The following is a 17,871-nucleotide window of genomic DNA, read 5'->3' as shown; positions in this document are numbered from 1 at the left end:
CCTGGCAATTCGTTGCGAGAGATATTGGCCTTATGCGCAGGTACTACTTACGGGGTTGCAACGGCGCAGGAAGGCACTGCCGATTGCATTATCCTCGAGATAGTCGGTTTTGAGCCTATCCTTATATGCAGTAGTATTACTGCACAAAGGCGAAATGAAAGACGATCAACTCGACTTAATGTTCAAGGCGCTCTCAGACAGTACTCGCCGCCGCATCATAGACCGTCTGAGCAAAAAAACCGCTCAGTCGTTGTTCGAAGTGTGCGCTGCGCCGGTTGCCGAAAATGGTGTTGCTTTGTCTCGCCAGACGGTCTCACAATATCTTGCTGTTTTGGAGAAGGCTGGCTTGATCAAGATCGCGTGGAATGTGTGCACAAAGACGCATTCGATAAGCATCAGCAAAGACCATATTGCTACCGCATCATGGCTCAACAGATACGATCCAAAAGGAACCAAGACATCAAGATATACGTAACCAGCGTGTTTGTTGATGACTGGAACAAGGCCGGGAATTTCTACACCGAAGTCCTTGGGTTCAAGGTGAAGCACAATATTTCACTGGGCGCCAATCGTTGGCTGACTGTGGTATCCGAAGAAGATCCCGACGGAGGGGAATTGCTGCTTGCACCAAGCGATCATCCCACCACTCAACCTTTCAGGGATGCAATTGTTGCCGATGGTATCGCTGCCCACTCGTTTCAGGTGCAAGATCTTGATGCTGAGTGGAAGAAGCTGAGCGACCGGGGTGTGAATTTCATTACCGAGCCGATGGACGCAGGGGTCGTCAATATGGCTGTTTTTTGATGACACCTGCGGCAATCTCATCCAGCTGATCGAAATGAAGAACGCAGCTTAACTGCCTCTGTCATCTATTATCTAAGCTCCGTACGCCGCTGTCAGAACTAGCCTTGAGGTGCCTGAGAGCGGCGAAAGGCGCGTTTCAGCATGTCAAGTTCCGCACGCAGCAAGGCAACTTCTGCTTTCAGGTCATCTTCAACAGGTGCGCCTGCAACAATGGTAAATTCCCCTAATTTCTGATCGGTACTTTCGTCGCGGATTATAACGCAGTGGACACCTTCCGACAGCGCTGTAGAGGGTACTGGGATGCGCAACGTCCAGCCATCAGCGTCAGGTGTTAATTCCACATCCGGCAAAAGCTCACCCAGATACAACACCTCGATTTGCGGTGTGCAGTCGCTGGTCACATGACCTTCCCACAGAGCGTTTTCAAAGCGGATAGGAGTCAGGGTTGTGTGTGTCATTGTCTGCCCTTTACAGATCGGCGCGGTGGTAGCGACAGAATGTCAGGTCACGGAAAACCACGCGGTTCATCGCGGGCTGGTCGATGATCAGATCAAGCCAGAGCTTCTCGAGCCGACGCTCGTTCAGCTTGAGATGCGCCAGATCGAAATCGACCGCAGTTGCGGGCGCCGACAGATCAAGTTCACGCAGAACCTGTTCGGCATTCGGGCCATGTTGAATGTTGAGGCGGGCAATGACGACAGTAGAGCGCTCACATTCGACCAGGGTTTCAACGCGTATTAGATGTTGGCGGGTCAGTTTCATGGCAGCGTCCGATGGCAACTCGACTGAAAGCGACAGAAAAGACCCCTGAAAATCAAAAACTTCTATTGCCAGACTGAACGGCGCCAGATCCTTGTCGCCGCGGTTGCGAATCTGTTGCATGCCGATCTCAGTTTGGCTGCAATCGTGAAACAGCGTCACCTGCCCATCCAACCGCGCCTTGCGCGAGGCTGATGCGATGCCTTTGCGAATAAGCGGTGTGCGCCACAGGTCTGGACGCCATGACCAGTCGGTTCCCAGGGGTTTCGAAAACTGGTTCGCACCGATCAAAGGTTGGACCAGACGGCTGTCTGCCTTTTGAATCACCTGTTCCAGTTGACCGCGCAAGCGGCGCGCTTCATCCCGTTGGCGGCGTAGTTCCGGCAAGGCGGCCTGATCTAACTCGTGCACAGCACGCTGCCAACGCCCCAGAGCCTTACGCTGAATATAACGATCCAGAAACTTGCCCATCGCCCCATCATCCAAAACTGCCCCTCTTTAGTCAAAGTCCGGGCAAGGGACAAACTAGTCTTGAACTTTTATCGAATAAAACTTCCAGAAATCTAAACGCGACTGCGCGCCAGATTGGAATTCGACTGGTGAGTCACCAGCCATTCTTGCAATAGAGAGGCCTGCGGCTTACCGTCAGCGTTCTGGCTGCGTGTCCATTCGTCAGTTGCCCCAGATCATACAGTTTCATCACGAGGCAGGGTATGGAACCCACTCTATTTGCATTCATCTGGAAACATTCGAAAAAACAACAGCTGACCCTGCTGTTTCTGACGGTGTTGTCCTTTCCGTTTCTGTACGCCTCGTTGGAGCTTCCAAAGCAGATCATCAACGATGCTATTGGTGCACCAGCGGATACGGTCACGGTGTTTGGCACCGCTGTGACACAGGTGCACTACCTATTGATTCTGTGCTTCGCCTTTCTTGCCACAGTCATCGCCAGCGGCGTGATGAAGATGCGCATTAACACCATGAAAGGGATTCTGGCTGAACGGATGCTGCGCCGCCTGCGTTTCACGCTCATCAGCCGATCGATGCGGTTTCCAAAATCCTACTTTGCGACCACCAGCCAGGGTGAGCTGGTGTCGATGATTACATCCGAGGCGGAACCGATGGGTGGGTTGATGGGTGATGCCATCGCGCAGCCGGTGTTCCAATTTGGGCAGATGATGACGATCGTCACATTTCTTTTCATGCAAAGCGTGTGGTTCGGCCTCGCCAGTATTGCCCTTATCCCTTTGCAGGCCTGGCTGATTCCCAAACTGCAGCGCCAAATCAACCTTCTGAATAAGGAACGTATTCAGGAGGTCCGACAGCTGAGTTCTGAGATCGGTGAAAGCGCCGCCGGGATCAGCGACCTGCGCACAAACGGCGGTTGGCGGTACCGTCTTGCGCAATTCAGCCACCGTTTGGGAACTTTGTTCGAGATCCGTTTCAAGATCTACAACAAGAAGTTCTTCATGAAGTTCCTCAACAATCTGATCACTCAGATGACACCCTTCCTGTTCTACTCTGTGGGTGGATATCTAGCGATCACTGGCGAGGTGACGGTAGGTGCGCTGGTGGCGGCGCTGGGTGCGTACAAAGACCTCAGTGGCCCGTGGAAGGACCTTTTGACCTATTATAATCAGGTGCAGGACATGTCGCTGCGCTGGGAAATTGTGACCGAGCGGTTTGCGCCCTCGAACATGATCCCGGAACGGTTGTTTGAAGGCGTCCCCGAGTCTATCCCGCATCTGAGCGGAGATATCGAACTGCGCAATGTGACTGTTCGCGACGATGACGGAAAGACCATCCTCGAGGATATCGATCTGATCATACCCAAAGGTGCTCGGGTTGCGATCCAGTCAAAACATGCGTCCGAACGCAGCGCGCTTGCACAGTTGCTGACCCGAGAGGTGTTGCCCGTTCAGGGGGAGGTTCTGATGGCCGGTCACAATCTGAACGACCTGCATCAGGCGGTGATCGCGGCGAGGATCGGTTATGCCTATTCGCGACCCTACCTGTTTGACGGGACCTTGGGGGACAACCTTTTGATGCCGCTGCGTACGCATCCCCAGCACGAAAAGGAAAAGTTGCGAGCCCCATCCCGCCGTCAGATCGAAGCAGTGCGTGCCGGGAACCCTCCGGATTCCCTGTCCGACGAATGGATTGATCCTAACCTGGCGGGCCTTGATGATATCGAAGATATTCGTGACTGGTGGTTCCAACTGGTCGAGGCTATGGGCATTGACGAGTTCATGTTTCGCCGCACCCTGCGATCTCAGTTCGATCCCAAGATGCATCCGCAACTGGCGCAAGAGATTGTCAATTTGCGCGATACAGTTGCCAATCGTCTGCAAGGGCGTGGATTGGACAAGTTCGTCTACCGGTTCGACCCCAAGCAATTCAATCCGGCGGTCCCGTTGGGAGGTAACCTGCTGTTTGCGTCTCCGTCACGGAATATCGCGCCAGACATTTTAGCCGGTGAAGGGCGCTTCTTGTCGATGCTTAAGGCGCATGATCTGGATGATGATGCCCTTGGTATTGCCCAGGCTGTGCTGGAAACGCTGAACCAGACTTTTGGTCGTGACGGGGCCGATCACCCACTGTTCTTGCGGTTGGGTATTTCCAAAGATATGTATCACCGCCTGCTTGATATCGAGGAGCGTCGCAAGACCAGGGGTGAAGAGGCTATCGGCGATCATGAGCGGGCGCTGCTTCTGACGGTGCCATTCCTGCTGACCGCTGAGCAGATCGGTCCTAGTTTCCCCGAAGAATACAAGGACAAGATTCTGTCCATCCGCCACAGTCAGGCCGAAAAACTGCGCGGCGCTATGGGCGAGATGTTCGTGCCGGTATCGCCCGATATCTACGTTCCGCGCCTGACGGCAATGGAAAATGCGCTCTATGGTCGCGTGTCGATCATGGCTGGCGCTCAGGCAGAAGAGATCGAAGATCTGGTGGCCGAGGTTCTGAACGAGGCCGGGCTGCGCCGCAGGGCCGCCGCGATCATCTATGATTTGCCGTCCGGGCTGGGTGGGAACAATCTGCCGACGGTGTTTCAGGAACGTGCCGCCTTTTCACGGGCAGGGATCAAGCGCCCCGATATCCTAATCCTCGACAAGGCTCTGGCCAGCCATGATTCCGAAAGCCGACTGCGAACGCGACTTAAGCTGCGCGAATTGCTGCCCGAATCTATTATGATCTTCATGGAGGATCACTTTGCCCATCCCGAAGCCTACGATTTGTTCGTCGAGATCAAGGATGGTCGCATTGATGGTGTCTCGCGCGTGTCCCCCGAGGTCGAGGACAGCGGGTTCGATGATCTGAGCCGGAAACTCAAGATTATTTCCTCGACCGAGCTGTTTTCGCGGGTAGATGGGCGCAACCAGCGTCTGCTGGCGTTCTCCGCCCAGTGGTATGAGGCTGCCGCCGGGCAGACCATCTTCTCGCGCGGTCAGGCGCCCGATGCCGCCTATTTGTGTATTTCGGGTCAGGCCAACTTGAATTGGACCGATGAGCGTGGCGACAAGCGGTCTATCTCGACGGTCGAGGCCGGACGGCTGATCGGCGATCTTGCAATCATCACCAACGAACCCCGGCAACTGGATCTGGTGGCCAGCACCGATTGCGCCTTCCTGCGGATCGGCGCCGAAGAGCTGCGCGCAGTCATCGAAAGTGATGCAGGTGTTGCAGTGCGGTTGCTGGAAACTGTGGCCGGCTATCTGAATGAAGTGTCAGAGCGATTACGCGATCCCAGCGCTTCGATCATGAGTGATCCTGCCACCTCAGATTTCGAGAAAGACCATGAAGGCTGAGGGGCGCCACAACGCCTACGACAGCCATCAATATCTGCTGAGAGATGCCCGCAGATATCCTGAGGTATGGCGCCTGTTGGCCGGTCTCTTCGTGGTGTTGGTTGTTGTACTGACGTTCAATGCCATCTTGTTCGCTATTGTCACCAACCTCGGCGCATCGGAATGGGCGGCGACGTTTCTGACCGGTTCATCCCCCCTGTCTCTTTTGATTGTGCTGTCCAGCTTTGTTTTTGCAACCCTCGGCGTAGCGCTGGGTGCACGTCTGTTCCAGCACCGCTCGCTCGCCTCGCTTCTGGGGAAGCCGTCCGTGGCTATATGGCAGTTCTGGCGCGTACTGTGCGCCCTACTGCTGCTCAGTGTGATCATACTGGTGCTACCCCCCTACGATCTGGGCGCACCATTGATTGCGAACCTGCCCGTATCAAAATGGCTGCTGCTGCTGCCCTTCTCGGCAATCGCAGTTCTGATTCAGACCAGCGCCGAAGAGATTCTGTTTCGCGGCTATATGCAGCAAGGTCTGGCGGCGCGGTTTCGGTCTCCGCTGATATGGATGGGCTTGCCGTCCTTCTTGTTTGCCGCAGGTCACTATAGCCCGGGCACGGTTGGCGATAATGCGGGGTTGGTTGCCATCTGGGCCCTTGCCTTTGGATTGCTGACCGCTGACCTGACGGCACGGGCAGGCACTTTGGGGCCCGCAACCGCCCTGCATTTCTGCAATAATTTAATGGCTTTGCTTGTGATTTCCCTGCCCGACAATCTTGATGGCCTGGCCTTGTTTCACCTTCCTTATGAGTCGTCGGACGCCAATGCCATAAGGCCGTGGTTGCTTGTTGACTTCGCGCTGATGATTGTGGGGTGGCTTACTGCACGATTGGTCCTCAGGCGCTGATTGCATTTCCCTGCGTTGCACCTTATTTGACGTCAACGCCGCATTATCAAGGTTCCGACATGAACTGGATCACAAACTACGTCCGCCCCCGGATCAACTCGATCTTCTCACGCCGTGAAATGCCCGAAAACCTGTGGCACAAGTGCAATGAGTGCGGAACCATGCTGTTCCATCGCGAGTTGGCGGAAAACCAGAATGTTTGCACCCAGTGCGACCACCACATGGCGATCACACCGCGCGACCGGTTCCAGCATCTTTTTGATGGTGGCATTTTTTCGGAAGTTGATGTTCCGGTCCCCAAGGATGATCCGCTGAATTTCCGCGATCAGAAGAAATATCCCGACCGCATGAAAGCGGCGCAGAAAAAAACCGGCGAGAAAGAGGCGATGCTGGTCGCGCTTGGCGAAATTGGTCGCACCCCAATCGTTGCTGCCGCACAGGATTTTTCCTTTATGGGCGGATCGATGGGCATGTATGTAGGAAATGCCATCATCGCTGCAGCGCAAGAGGCGGTTAAGCTCAATCGCCCGTTGATCCTGTTTTCGGCGGCTGGCGGTGCGCGTATGCAGGAAGGCATTCTTAGCCTGATGCAGATGCCCCGCACCACTGTTGCGGTTGAGATGCTCAAAGAAGCGAACCTGCCTTATATTGTTGTCCTGACCCACCCAACAACCGGCGGCGTTACCGCATCATACGCCATGTTGGGAGATGTACACATTTCCGAACCCAACGCCCTGATCTGTTTCGCCGGACCCCGTGTGATTGAACAGACCATCCGTGAGAAACTACCTGAGGGCTTCCAACGCGCAGAGTATCTGTTGGATCACGGAATGCTCGACCGGGTGACCAAACGCACCGAGATGCGGGAAGAGCTGATCACCATCACCCGGATGCTGATGAACCAACCACCTGCGGTCAAAGGCGACTTGCCGGCGCCAGAACCGAAAGAGGGTACCGAAGATACACCCGCCGAGGAAGCAGTCGAAAAATGACTGCCCGGACCTCGGATGTCATCCTCGATCGGATGATGGCGTTGCATCCCAAGATCATCGACCTGACCTTGGATCGCATGTGGCGTTTACTGGCGGCATTGGACAATCCGCAGACTAAGCTACCGCCCGTCATTCATATCGCCGGAACCAATGGCAAAGGCTCGACCCAGGCTATGATCCGCGCAGGCCTAGAAGGGGCAGGGCGTTCGGTTCATGCGTATACTTCACCCCATCTGGCTCGTTTTCATGAACGAATCCGGATTAGCGGTGAGCTGATTTCCGAGGCAGACCTCACCGCTGCATTGGATGAGTGCTACGCCGCCAACGGTGGTGAAGACATCACTTATTTTGAAATCACAACCTGCGCTGCGCTGCTCGCGTTTTCGCGTGCGAAAGCCGACTATACGTTGCTCGAAGTCGGCCTGGGTGGACGGCTGGACGCCACGAATGTGATCGAACAACCCGAAGTGACTGTGATTACGCCGATATCGATAGATCATGAACAATTCCTTGGTGATACTTTGGGTAAAATCGCCGCCGAAAAAGCCGGAATCATCAAGCCGGGCGTTCCCTGTATCGTGGGCCCGCAGCAGGATGAGGCACTGGAAGTCATCGAATACACCGCTGCCCGCCTAGGTGCCCCGCTGATTGTGCACGGCCAACACTGGCACGTGTATAAAGAAAACGGACGCCTTATCTATCAGGATGAAATTGGTTTGCGTGATTTACCGATGCCAAACCTGCTGGGCGCACATCAGATTCAGAATGCGGGTGCAGCTGTGGCTGTGCTACGCCACCTTCAGATGGGTGATGCCGCCTACGAGACTGCTGTCGCCAAAGCCGAATGGCCCGCCCGGATGCAGCGGCTGAAAACCGGTCCCCTGGTCGAGCAGGCCCCGGAAGCCGAACTGTGGCTCGATGGAGGCCACAACGCCGCCGCAGGCGTCGCTCTGGCCGATGTTCTGGCCACATTGCCTGATAGACCGACGCATATGATTTGCGGCATGTTGAATACGAAGGATGTCACCGGCTATCTCGCACCCTTGGCCGCAGAAGCTGACAGCCTGACGGCCGTGTCCATTCCCGGTGAACAGAATACGCTCAGCGCCGAAGACACTGCAGTTGCAGCCGCCAAGGTGAACCTGACCGCAACAACAGCCGACAGCGTTGCAGCCGCTCTGACGGCTATCACCGCTAAAACCCCCGGCGCACGCGTTCTGATCTGCGGATCGCTTTATCTCGCAGGAAACATCCTCCGAGAAAACGCCTAGTACTTAACCTGGTTAAAAGTAGTCTGAGGAAGACCCACCCTCTTACGGTCGGGCCGAGCATAGCTCACTATTTCCCCCAATCCTTGTCCTGCATCTCACGCAGGCGAGATGCCGTTCGTTCAAACTCGAATGTTCCTTCACCCTCGACATAGAGCATCTCGGGTTCGGCAGCAGCCGAACAGATCAACCGAACCTTAGCCTCATACAGCGCATCGATGAGGGTGACGAACCGCTTGGCCTCGTTGAAATTGTTACGCGACAAACGCGGGATATCTTCGAGCACCAGCACCTTCAACGCCTCTGCAATGGCCAGATAATCACCTGGCCCCAGCATCCGTCCGCAAAGGTCATAAAACGATGCCCGCGCAACACCGTTCCGAAACGCAGGCAGAACAACTTCGCGACCTTTTACCTGAAGGGCCAGCTCCTCCGCAGGCCCGCCTGATAGATCATTCCACACACCCCGAATCCTATCTCGCGCTTCAGGGCCGATTGGAGTGAAATAAACCGGCGAGCCTTCAAGCCGGTTCTGCCGGTAATCCGTGGGTGAAACCAGCTCCCACACTTCCAGCTGTTCTTTGATGTGCTGGATGAAGGGCAGGAACAGCTGCCGGTTCAGCCCATCCTTGTACAGATCATCCGGATGCCGGTTCGATGTTGTGACAACCACGACTCCACCCTTGTGAAGCAGATCAAAAAGCCGCCCAACGATCATCGCATCGGTGATGTCGGTGATCTGCATCTCGTCGAAGGCGAGTACACGCACAGACTTGACCACCGCCTCAGCAACCGGAGACAGCGCATCCTCAATACCGTCTTCGCGCGCTTTGTGTAAGCCGGTGTGAATCTCCTGCATGAAGGCGTGGAAATGGACACGACGAACGGGGATATCGCCCAGAGTTTCGACGAACATGTCCATCAGCATCGACTTGCCGCGCCCAACGCCGCCCCAAAGGTACAATCCCTTGGGCGGAGGCGGTGCCTTACGAAAGAATCCACGTTTCACAGGCTCGGCCAATGTCGCGCGAATGCGATCAAACCGGGGCAACACGGCCTCTTGCGCGTCATCCCGCGTCAGCAATCCATCATCGGTGCGATTTTGATAAAGCGAAATCAAATCCGTCATGGATTGAGCCATACCGCCCGATTCACACATTGAAAAGAAACCTTTTTTCCAGACACATCAAATTTGCTGAACTGGCGTCGCAAAACTCGTGAATTGACGCGTTAGGTTGGCTCGTTATCGTTTCCTGAAGCCAATCTCCGGAGCCCCGATGCCGCAATCCACCCGCCTGCTGAATCCAATCCTGATCGTCGGTTGTATCGTCATTACCGTCAGCTTTTCGGTACGCGCGTCTTTCGGCGTGTTTCAGATTCCGATTGCGGATGAGTTCGGCTGGCTGCGCTCAGACTTTTCGATGGCAATCGCAATTCAAAACTTGGCCTGGGGGATCGGGCAGCCCATCTTCGGTGCCCTGGCGGAAAAGATTGGTGACCGGCGCGCCATTGTATTGGGAGCCTTGATCTACACCGCTGGTATGGTGCTGACTGCATGGTCTGTAACACCCTTTGAACATCAAATGTATGCCTGGCTCGTGGGTTTTGGCATCGCCGGAACAGGGTTTGGCGTTGTTCTCGCAGTCGTTGGTCGGGCATCATCGGATGCGAACCGTTCGATGTCATTGGCGATTGTCACAGCGGCAGGCAGTTTCGGACAAGTGATCGGGGCACCTACGGCCGAATGGTTGCTGACGTTTCTGCCCTGGCAGCAGGTGTTCGTTGTCTTTGCGGTGGCGATCCTCGCGCTGATCTTGACCTTGCCCTTCATGCGGGCACCCTTGCCAGTCAGCAGGACCGAGTTCGAAGAAAGCATGGGGCAAATCCTGACCAAGGCGTTCCGCGATCCGTCCTATTCGCTGATTGCAATTGGGTTTTTTAGCTGTGGTTATCAGCTAGGCTTTATCACCGCCCATTTCCCGGCCTTCGTCACTGAAATGTGCGGCCCGATCCAACCCGGTGGAATGCTGTACTCCATGGGCATCACGACTACATCTGCCCTGGGCGCAATTGCGATTTCGTTGATTGGTTTGGCCAATATCGGGGGCACCCTGCTGGCGGGATGGGCGGGAAACCACTTTCCGAAAAAGTACCTTCTTGCTGCGGTTTATACTGGCCGGACGCTTGCGGCTGGCGCATTCATTGTGTTCCCGATCACACCCTTGTCCGTTGTCGCGTTCTCGCTGGTGATGGGGTCGCTTTGGCTGGCGACAGTACCGCTGACGTCCGGGCTTGTAGCACATCTCTATGGGCTGCGTTACATGGGTACACTTTATGGGATCGTTTTCCTTAGCCACCAGATTGGCAGTTTCTTAGGAATTTGGCTGGGCGGGCGCATGTATGATCAATACGGGGACTACACAATGGTCTGGTGGATCGGAGTTGCCATAGGCGCCTTCAGCGCGATCATTCACCTGCCCATCCGGGAAAACCGTGCACAAGTCAGCGTGACGGCCTGAACTAAGCGGCTTCCTCCCTTGTCAGCAGCCCTTCTGAAATCAACCGATCCGCCCAACCCTGCGGATCTGAAAAGTGATGCGTCTGCCATCCACGCGCTCGGGCTGTTTCGATGTTTTCAATCCTGTCATCCGCGAACAACAGTGCCGAGGGTTTAATGCCACAGTCGATCTCGACCATCTCATAAATCGGTATATGCGGTTTCACCGCTTTCATCCGGCCCGAGACATACTGACGATCAAACTCATTCAGAAACGGATAAACGGTGGTGGCATAGTCGAAATTCTGCACCCCGAAATTGGTCAGCGCAAAAACAGGGATCTTTCTGGCGCGCAGCGCCCGCAACAGCCGCGCCGAATGCGGGATTTCAGGCGCGGCCATTTCGATCCAGTTGTCATGCCACATGCGAATTTCATCGCGCCATTCAGGGTACTTATCCGCCCACTGATAAATTGTATCCGTGAAATGATGACCCTGATCGACCAGATCATTCATCCCATGCAGATCGACTTCGGCGAACATGGCACGGCGGCGATCCTCACCGATTGCACGATCATAGTAGCGTTCGGGCTGCCATTCGATTAGTACATTTCCGATGTCAAATATAACGGCTTCGATAGCCATGTGGTGATCCTGTTCAGTCAGATGCAATTACAGCCGACTGAACCAAGCCCATCGCGGATATGCAAGCGCCAACCGCAGCGCGGCACGCGCTGCCACGCCCAACGGGAAGGGGCGCATCTTTGATGCGTCTCTGACTGGCGGGAGAACTACCCGCGCAGGGCGGCGCGTATCTCGCGCTCAAGCGCATCCAGAAAGCGCGACCGATCCGCTTTGCCAAACGGCCTACCTCCACCACCGGATCCGAGTGGATTTGCTGCGCGTAGATCAGCCATCAGGTCACGCATTGCTAGTTGTTGGCCGATATTTGCTGCGGTGAAGGCCTCTCCATTGGGGCGCAGTACGCGTGCTTCGGCCTCCACACACTTTGCGGCGAGCGGAATGTCAGACGTCACGACAATATCGCCCGTACTGCAGCGTTCAGCGATCCACTTATCCGCCTCATCCGCCCCGGCGGCAACGATCACCACCTGTACCAGCGGGTTGGTCGATGGGCGCAGCCCGCCGTTGGATACCAAAACCATCGGCACCTTGTGCCGGGTCGCCACTCGTTCAGCTTCAGCCTTCACCGGGCAGGCGTCGCCGTCAATGTAGAGCGTCGTCACGCCTCTTTCACCTTGGGTGCCGACTTTGTTTTAGGGACCGGCTTGCGGACCTTGAATTCCTGCGGAATGGGCATCCGATTAAAGGCATCCAGACCCGCGATTTTGTAAGCTTCGGCGAGTGTCGGGTAGTTGAATGTGTTCTGCACGAAGTAGTCCACGGTCCCTTTCAGGTTCAGAACTGCCTGCGCGATATGGATTAGCTCGGTGGCGCCTTCGCCAACAATCTGCACACCCAGAACCCGGCGGGTTTTGAGCGAAAACAGCATCTTCAGCATACCATGCTCCAACCCCATAATGTGCCCGCGAGAAGTTTCGCGGAACCGGGCTACACCGACCTCATAGGGGATACCACGTTCCTGCAGCTCTTCCTCGGACATGCCGCAGGTCGAGATTTCGGGAACTGAATAAATCCCATAGGGATACCAGGGGCTTTCCGGTAGGGTCGGTGTCTCAAGCGCATGACAGGCCGCGACGCGCCCTTGCTGCAAAGACGTCGAAGCCAGCGACGGATGCCCGATGACATCCCCAGTCGCATAGATATGCGACACTGAGGTCTGATAGGTCTTGCGGTCCACACTAATTCGATTACGGTGGTCTGTTTCGATGCCAACAGCCTCAAGATTCAGCGCCGACGTCGCGCCCATGCGTCCTGCTGCAAACAAAAGCATCTCTGCCCGGACATGGCGCCCGTTGTCCAAAGTGGCTTCGACATGGCTGCCAGCGTCTTCGATCTTTTCAACCGCCGACCCCAACCGCAGATCAACTCCGTTCTCCCGGATCTGATGCGTAAAGTCGTGGATGAGCGTTTTGTCGATGAAATCCAGAAACGTCTCACGGGGTTCGATCAGCGTCACCCGTACATCAAGCGCCGAGAACATCGTGGCATACTCAACACCGATCACGCCTGCCCCGATCACGCAGAGCGAACGCGGGATTTCTTCCATCTCAAGAAAGTCATCCCCATCGACAACGGTTTTGCCATTGAATGGCACGTAATCGGGCCGATAGGTCTTGGTGCCAGTGGCAATCAGGAATTTGGCGGCCGTCAGACGGGTTGTTTCATCTGCGTCCGTTGCGACCTCGACCTCATGCGGGCCAGTGAACTTGGCAAGCCCACTCAGCGTTTCCACATGGTTTCGGTTGAACTGGTGCTCCAGCACGTCGACTTCGTGATCGAGTGTCATGTGTAGCCGCGCCTTCAGATCTTCTGCGCTGATCTGATCTTTAACTCGGTATGAGCGTCCGTAAAAACTGCGTTCGCGCCAGCCTGAAAGGTTCAGCACGGTCTCCCGTAAGGTTTTGGACGGGATCGTACCGGTATGTACCGAAACGCCGCCCAAACGGTCTTTACGGTCGATCACCAACACCCGGCGTTGCAGCTTGCCGGCCTGAATTGCTGCTGCGCGCCCAGATGGGCCCGAGCCGATGATGATCAGGTCATAGTCATATTTGCTCATGCCTCAGTCCCCGTACAACGCTTCGGCGTGGAAGGTGATGTGATCTTCCATGAAGGTAGACACGAAATAGTAGGAATGGTCATAGCCCGGTTGCAGGCGATAGGTTGCCTGTTGGCGGCGCTCGGCAATCGCCTGCGCCAACGCCTCTGGGCGCAACAGGTCCATGAACTGGTCATTTGCACCAGTATCAATCAGAACGGGACCATCGAATCCGGAATCTTTCATCATCGCTGATGCATCATGCCTGGCCCACGCTGCTTCATCATCACCCAGATATGCGCTGAGTTGCTTACGCCCCCAATCCGCGCCCATCGGATTCGAGATCGGCGAGAAGGCCGAGACCGACCGGTACCGCCCCGGCAGGTTCATCGCCAGCGTCAATGCGCCATGCCCACCCATCGAGTGACCGGTGATTGCCTGCCGCTCCATATCGATCGCAAAGTTCTCGGCCAGCAGCGCGGGCAGTTCTTCCGCCACATAGTCCCACATATTGAAATGAGGTGCCCAGGGCTTTTGCGTGGCGTTGACATAGAACCCAGCGCCTTGACCCAGATCGTAATCTTCATGATCTGCGACATTTGCGCCACGTGGCGAGGTATCAGGGAACACCAGCGCAATACCTTGTTCGGCGGCCCAGCCCTGTGCGCCAGCTTTCGTCATGGCATTTTCATGAGTGCAGGTCAGGCCAGACAGATACCACAGCACCGGAACGGGACCGTCCTTGGCTTCGGCTGGAAGAAAAAGGCCAAATGTCATGTCACATTTGCACGTCGAAGAGGCGTGGCTGTAGACGCCCTGCACACCACCGAAACAGGTGTTTTCCGAAAGGGTTTCCATCGAGCATATCCTTGCGTTGTCTCGGGGCCATGGCTAACGGTCCGCGGCTTGGGCGTAAAGTGCACGCGCTCCTGACCGGTGTATTTTTTGTGAAGGTGATGGTCAGAAGGCGCTGACCCAACCAATGATCAGCGGTACTGTCATTATGCTAGCTATGGTCGACAACAATATGGCTGCGGATGCACGCTGCGGGGCCACGCCGTAATGTGCGGCAAGCATATAGACGTTGCCTGCAACGGGCAGAGACGCTGCGGCAATCGCTACCATCGCGGGGAAGGTGGCGATGGGGATCAGCCAGATCACCATAAGCGCCACAAACAGTGGATGAACAACCAGTTTGCAAAAGCTCAGCCAGCCCGCGATCTGAATGCGCTCGGCCGATTTGTCGGCAAGCGAGGCGCCGATGGCAAACAGCGCGCCAGGAGTGGCAGCACCGCCGAGAATTGTCAGAAAATCGTTCAGAGGGGAAGGAACGGGAATCTCCAGGGCAGACCAGATCAGCCCGCCCGAGATTGACAGGATCATCGGGTTTCTCAACAGACCGATCCCGATCAGACGTACCGTCGCGACGCCAAGACGGCCATCCCGTCCGCCATTGATAAGTATCACAATCAGCGAAGAAAACACGACCAGATCGACAGTCAAAACCAGCATCACGGGACCAATGGCTGCCTCGGTGAACAAAAGCGCAAGCATGGGCAGGCCCAGAAATCCGACATTGCCGATGGCGGCGCATTGCGCCTCGACCGCTGCTGTGGGGATATTCAGACCGCGCAGATAGGCGACAATTGTTGCAAGGGCATAAACGCCCGCAGTACCGATCAGATAGCCAATCACAAGCCGACCATTGAAGATTTCGGCAAAGGGCAGGGTGGCTGCAAATCGGAATAGCATCGCCGACAGGGCGAAGAAAAATACGAATTTGGTCAGATAAGTTGTCGCCTCGGGCGGGAAGAAGTGACTGCGCCCGGCCCAGAATCCAAGGCCGATGATTGCGAAAAAGGGCAGGGTGCGCAGAAAAATCTCGACCATGGCAACGTGTTAGCACGGATGGTCGGAGTCGCAAGGTTGGCGCATGGCTGAATGTATTCTTGACGTCGCAGCGTTGTGACAAAACCGCGATCCGAGTGAAATGCGTTGAAACTGAACCGAGCGGTTTATAGTGTTGCAGGATATCGCTTTCAGGAGACATCATGACCCAAGCCGCCACCATTCTGCGTACAGGCCGCAAATTCGACCAGGTTTTGCGCGGAGCTCGAGAGGTGTTTATGGCGGATGGTTTTGAGGGCGCAAGCGTCGACGATATTGCGCGGGCGGCTGGGGTTTCAAAGGCGACGCTGTACAGCTATTTCCCTGACAAGCGCCTGTTGTTTACCGAGGTCGCTCAGAACGAGTGTCGTCTGATGTCCGAAAATATTTTGTCGATGATCGACGAGACCAAACCCGCGCGCGAGGTGCTGATGGTTGCCGCCACGCAGCTCGTCGCGTTCCTTGTTTCGGATTTTGCACAACAGGTTTTTCGCATCTGCGTGGCCGAGCGCGACAGATTCCCAGAGCTTGGAAAGGCATTTTATGAAGCGGGCCCCCAGAATGGCCAGCGTCAGATGTCAGAATATCTGATCAAAGCGGTCGCCAAAGGAGAGTTGGCAGTCGAGGACGTCAACATCGCGGCTGAGCAGTTTTCAGAGCTGTGCAAAGTCAGACTCTGGGGCCGTGCGGCTTTCGGCATCCAGAACAGCTTTAGCCAGGGCGAGATCGACGAGGTTGCCACACAGGCGGTAGACATGTTCATGGCCCGCTACGGCGTTTGAGCATTAGCGGTTTCTCCTGGTGCATTAACTGGAACGGGAAAGTGAAGATCATGCGTGCGCTCCAACCGCCACAACACTCTTCATAGAAAGCTTTGATGGTAATGAACTGTGCACATTCGCGAATGGTATTACGAATGAGTACAGCAAGCGAAGGGAAACACGATTCGCAATCTTCAAACATTAAGTGATCATTGCTTGAAGGTCTTTTATTTTGATATCAAAAGCTTAGAATGGTGCGGGTGGAGGGACTTGAACCCCCACGCCTTGCGGCGCCAGAACCTAAATCTGGTGCGTCTACCAATTTCGCCACACCCGCAACCCGACGCCGAAGCATCGCGACGAAGCGCTCAATAGCAAAGCTTTTGAGCGAGGGCGAGAGCTAAAATTGGGCAAAGCACAAGAATATTATCGCCATATTGGCTACAATCGATAATCAAACATGTCACCATCTGCCCATGATTGCGTGCGAAGATGAGACGTCGCACAATGAATTTTGTGTTCGCAGGCCACACTATTGGCCAAGGAATGCACGATTTAGGCTGGCACTGTGCCCTCTTGATGGCTTGCACGAAAGCGAGATGTCTACGCGATTTATTGTTTCTAAATACCGAACATTATTCGTTCATTGAGTCGCCGAAACGAACTCGTTTAAGTTGTATCATTCAGAAACCAGTTTGTGTATCACCACACCCGCCAAAACATCAGAGAGAATCGCGTATGATCTGCACGCAGTTTTCTTGGCTGATGCTCCGTTCAGGTGATCACGATTTTTAGTATTAAATTTCAAGCTGATAAATAAGTGTGATTCAATCAGGTGTAGTAGTCAGTGCGTCGATTATCCGCTATGCGCATTATGGCTATAAGAATAGGCGCAATCTGCGGTTTGTGATTGTACCTACTCCCATAGGTTGATGTTTTTAAATGAGGCTTCACCATAATTGCGCCACATTTCAAACGCCAAAATATCCTATTCGCGTCAAAATAACACCGCGGTAATCGTGATTGATTAGGCGCAGGAGTTAATGAGTCTTTTTGCCTTCTGGCACCGTGCGAGTTTCTGCTCAACTCCAGTACAAGGGTCTCTGTCGTGACCAACCAGATCAAATCCACTGCTTCCGAGCAAGACGCCGTCAGTCTTGCCCGAGAAAACTTTATTGGCGAACTGAAAACCCTGAACCGTCAGCATCCTGGCACGGGTTTCGGCGTCGCTCTCAGAACTCATTCAGGCAATCGTTATCTGCTGGCCAATGCCCGGATGCCGCTGCCTGCCAACAAATCAGAAGAGTTTCCGACCGGCCGCCGCGTGGCTTGTCTGGAAAATGGCGAGGGCTTCAGTTCGATAGAAGTTCTAGCTGATTCTTTTGCGTATGAATCGATCTCACCGCGCACCGAGGCTGCGATTCTCGGCAATGCACTAGACCTGATTGCGCGGATCGACACTCTTGCAAGTCTGCCCGACGGGGCAGGGGACCTAATCGCTGCAACTGGTACCGGAGGCTGAC

The 17,871-nt window shown here is 55.1% G+C and carries 17 protein-coding genes and 1 tRNA gene; 9 read left to right on the top strand and 9 right to left on the bottom strand.

All coding sequences use genetic code 11. The annotated features are described in order from the left end of the window. Positions 1-154: 154 nt before the first annotated feature. Together BLU89_RS10265 and BLU89_RS10260 are read left to right on the top strand one after the other, a co-directional pair. Positions 155-475: an ArsR/SmtB family transcription factor gene (locus BLU89_RS10265; protein ID WP_074736740.1), complete on the top strand. Its 321-nt coding sequence runs from the start codon at positions 155-157 to the stop codon at positions 473-475. 5 nt (positions 476-480) lie between these two features. Beyond that, positions 481-804 carry a VOC family protein gene (locus tag BLU89_RS10260; protein ID WP_245709735.1) on the top strand — a complete coding sequence of 108 codons (324 nt, stop codon included), beginning with the start codon at positions 481-483 and terminating at the stop codon, positions 802-804. 98 nt (positions 805-902) lie between these two features. Here BLU89_RS10260 and BLU89_RS10255 read toward each other — a convergent pair whose 3' ends face one another. Further along, on the bottom strand, positions 903-1,262 hold the full coding sequence (locus tag BLU89_RS10255; protein ID WP_074736739.1) for a hypothetical protein: 360 nt from the start codon (positions 1,260-1,262) through the stop codon (positions 903-905). Positions 1,263-1,272: 10 nt separating this feature from the next. Next, positions 1,273-2,034 (bottom strand): DUF6478 family protein, encoded by a 762-nt coding sequence (locus tag BLU89_RS10250; protein WP_074736738.1) that lies wholly within the window; start codon positions 2,032-2,034, stop codon positions 1,273-1,275. Between the two features lie 242 nt (positions 2,035-2,276). On the opposite strand from BLU89_RS10250, the gene BLU89_RS10245 reads away from it, so the two are divergent. Genes BLU89_RS10245 through BLU89_RS10230 form a run of 4 tightly spaced genes read left to right on the top strand, consistent with a single transcriptional unit; the run spans position 2,277 to position 8,524 of the window. After that, entirely contained in the window at positions 2,277-5,372 is a 3,096-nt protein-coding gene (locus BLU89_RS10245; protein WP_074736737.1) for an ABC transporter transmembrane domain-containing protein, read from the top strand. Continuing rightward, the gene (locus BLU89_RS10240; RefSeq protein ID WP_083347725.1) at positions 5,362-6,261 is read left to right on the top strand and encodes a CPBP family intramembrane glutamic endopeptidase; all 900 of its coding nucleotides are present in this window, start codon (positions 5,362-5,364) and stop codon (positions 6,259-6,261) included. The genes BLU89_RS10245 and BLU89_RS10240 overlap by 11 nt, the downstream gene beginning before the upstream one ends. Before the next feature lie 59 nt (positions 6,262-6,320). Beyond that, positions 6,321-7,253 (top strand): acetyl-CoA carboxylase, carboxyltransferase subunit beta, encoded by a 933-nt coding sequence (accD, locus tag BLU89_RS10235; RefSeq protein ID WP_074736736.1) that lies wholly within the window; start codon positions 6,321-6,323, stop codon positions 7,251-7,253. Continuing rightward, complete coding sequence (locus tag BLU89_RS10230; protein ID WP_074736735.1) at positions 7,250-8,524, top strand: bifunctional folylpolyglutamate synthase/dihydrofolate synthase; 1,275 nt, start codon at positions 7,250-7,252, stop codon at positions 8,522-8,524. The genes accD and BLU89_RS10230 overlap by 4 nt, the downstream gene beginning before the upstream one ends. A 67-nt stretch (positions 8,525-8,591) precedes the next feature. Here the strand turns inward: BLU89_RS10230 and zapE are convergent, their stop codons facing one another. After that, positions 8,592-9,650 (bottom strand): cell division protein ZapE, encoded by a 1,059-nt coding sequence (gene zapE, locus BLU89_RS10225; protein WP_074736813.1) that lies wholly within the window; start codon positions 9,648-9,650, stop codon positions 8,592-8,594. 148 nt (positions 9,651-9,798) lie between these two features. Here zapE and BLU89_RS10220 point away from each other — a divergent pair, with 148 nt between their 5' ends. Further along, a complete protein-coding gene (locus BLU89_RS10220) occupies positions 9,799-11,040 on the top strand; it encodes an MFS transporter (RefSeq protein WP_074736734.1) in 1,242 nt (413 codons plus the stop codon). A gap of 1 nt (position 11,041) precedes the next feature. Here the strand turns inward: BLU89_RS10220 and BLU89_RS10215 are convergent, their stop codons facing one another. The 5 genes from BLU89_RS10215 to BLU89_RS10195 all read right to left on the bottom strand — a co-directional run bounded on the left by BLU89_RS10215 (position 11,042) and on the right by BLU89_RS10195 (position 15,590). Further along, entirely contained in the window at positions 11,042-11,662 is a 621-nt protein-coding gene (locus tag BLU89_RS10215; protein WP_074736733.1) for an HAD-IA family hydrolase, read from the bottom strand. A gap of 146 nt (positions 11,663-11,808) precedes the next feature. Beyond that, entirely contained in the window at positions 11,809-12,264 is a 456-nt protein-coding gene (locus tag BLU89_RS10210; protein WP_074736732.1) for a YaiI/YqxD family protein, read from the bottom strand. Then, on the bottom strand, positions 12,261-13,721 hold the full coding sequence (gene sthA / locus BLU89_RS10205; protein ID WP_074736731.1) for a Si-specific NAD(P)(+) transhydrogenase: 1,461 nt from the start codon (positions 13,719-13,721) through the stop codon (positions 12,261-12,263). Before sthA ends, BLU89_RS10210 begins: the two co-directional genes overlap by 4 nt. 3 nt (positions 13,722-13,724) lie before the next feature. Beyond that, complete coding sequence (gene fghA / locus BLU89_RS10200; protein WP_074736730.1) at positions 13,725-14,558, bottom strand: S-formylglutathione hydrolase; 834 nt, start codon at positions 14,556-14,558, stop codon at positions 13,725-13,727. A gap of 102 nt (positions 14,559-14,660) precedes the next feature. Continuing rightward, positions 14,661-15,590: an AEC family transporter gene (locus BLU89_RS10195; protein WP_074736729.1), complete on the bottom strand. Its 930-nt coding sequence runs from the start codon at positions 15,588-15,590 to the stop codon at positions 14,661-14,663. 161 nt (positions 15,591-15,751) lie between these two features. Here BLU89_RS10195 and BLU89_RS10190 point away from each other — a divergent pair, with 161 nt between their 5' ends. Beyond that, positions 15,752-16,369 (top strand): TetR/AcrR family transcriptional regulator, encoded by a 618-nt coding sequence (locus tag BLU89_RS10190; protein WP_074736728.1) that lies wholly within the window; start codon positions 15,752-15,754, stop codon positions 16,367-16,369. Between the two features lie 231 nt (positions 16,370-16,600). Here BLU89_RS10190 and BLU89_RS10185 read toward each other — a convergent pair. Then, positions 16,601-16,685, bottom strand: a tRNA-Leu gene (locus BLU89_RS10185). Positions 16,686-17,456: 771 nt separating this feature from the next. Here BLU89_RS10185 and BLU89_RS10180 point away from each other — a divergent pair. Further along, positions 17,457-17,870, top strand: coding sequence for a hypothetical protein (locus BLU89_RS10180; protein WP_074736727.1), 414 nt, complete (start codon positions 17,457-17,459; stop codon positions 17,868-17,870). Position 17,871 lies beyond the last annotated feature (1 nt).

This window comes from Ruegeria halocynthiae, assembly GCF_900106805.1.
Taxonomy (GTDB): Bacteria; Pseudomonadota; Alphaproteobacteria; order Rhodobacterales; family Rhodobacteraceae; genus Ruegeria; species Ruegeria halocynthiae.
This window is presented reverse-complemented; position numbering and strand designations above follow the sequence as displayed.

Bases quoted from the DNA above. Each gene is read 5' to 3' on its own strand.
- BLU89_RS10265 (WP_074736740.1), top strand. From the start codon at position 155: ATGAAAGACGATCAACTCGACTTAATGTTCAAGGCGCTCTCAGACAGT.
- BLU89_RS10255 (WP_074736739.1), bottom strand. From the start codon at position 1,262: ATGACACACACAACCCTGACTCCTATCCGCTTTGAAAACGCTCTGTGG.
- BLU89_RS10250 (WP_074736738.1), bottom strand. From the start codon at position 2,034: ATGGGCAAGTTTCTGGATCGTTATATTCAGCGTAAGGCTCTGGGGCGT.
- BLU89_RS10245 (WP_074736737.1), top strand. From the start codon at position 2,277: ATGGAACCCACTCTATTTGCATTCATCTGGAAACATTCGAAAAAACAA.
- BLU89_RS10240 (WP_083347725.1), top strand. From the start codon at position 5,362: ATGAAGGCTGAGGGGCGCCACAACGCCTACGACAGCCATCAATATCTG.
- accD (WP_074736736.1), top strand. From the start codon at position 6,321: ATGAACTGGATCACAAACTACGTCCGCCCCCGGATCAACTCGATCTTC.
- BLU89_RS10230 (WP_074736735.1), top strand. From the start codon at position 7,250: ATGACTGCCCGGACCTCGGATGTCATCCTCGATCGGATGATGGCGTTG.
- zapE (WP_074736813.1), bottom strand. From the start codon at position 9,650: ATGACGGATTTGATTTCGCTTTATCAAAATCGCACCGATGATGGATTG.
- BLU89_RS10220 (WP_074736734.1), top strand. From the start codon at position 9,799: ATGCCGCAATCCACCCGCCTGCTGAATCCAATCCTGATCGTCGGTTGT.
- BLU89_RS10215 (WP_074736733.1), bottom strand. From the start codon at position 11,662: ATGGCTATCGAAGCCGTTATATTTGACATCGGAAATGTACTAATCGAA.
- sthA (WP_074736731.1), bottom strand. From the start codon at position 13,721: ATGAGCAAATATGACTATGACCTGATCATCATCGGCTCGGGCCCATCT.
- fghA (WP_074736730.1), bottom strand. From the start codon at position 14,558: ATGGAAACCCTTTCGGAAAACACCTGTTTCGGTGGTGTGCAGGGCGTC.
- BLU89_RS10195 (WP_074736729.1), bottom strand. From the start codon at position 15,590: ATGGTCGAGATTTTTCTGCGCACCCTGCCCTTTTTCGCAATCATCGGC.
- BLU89_RS10190 (WP_074736728.1), top strand. From the start codon at position 15,752: ATGACCCAAGCCGCCACCATTCTGCGTACAGGCCGCAAATTCGACCAG.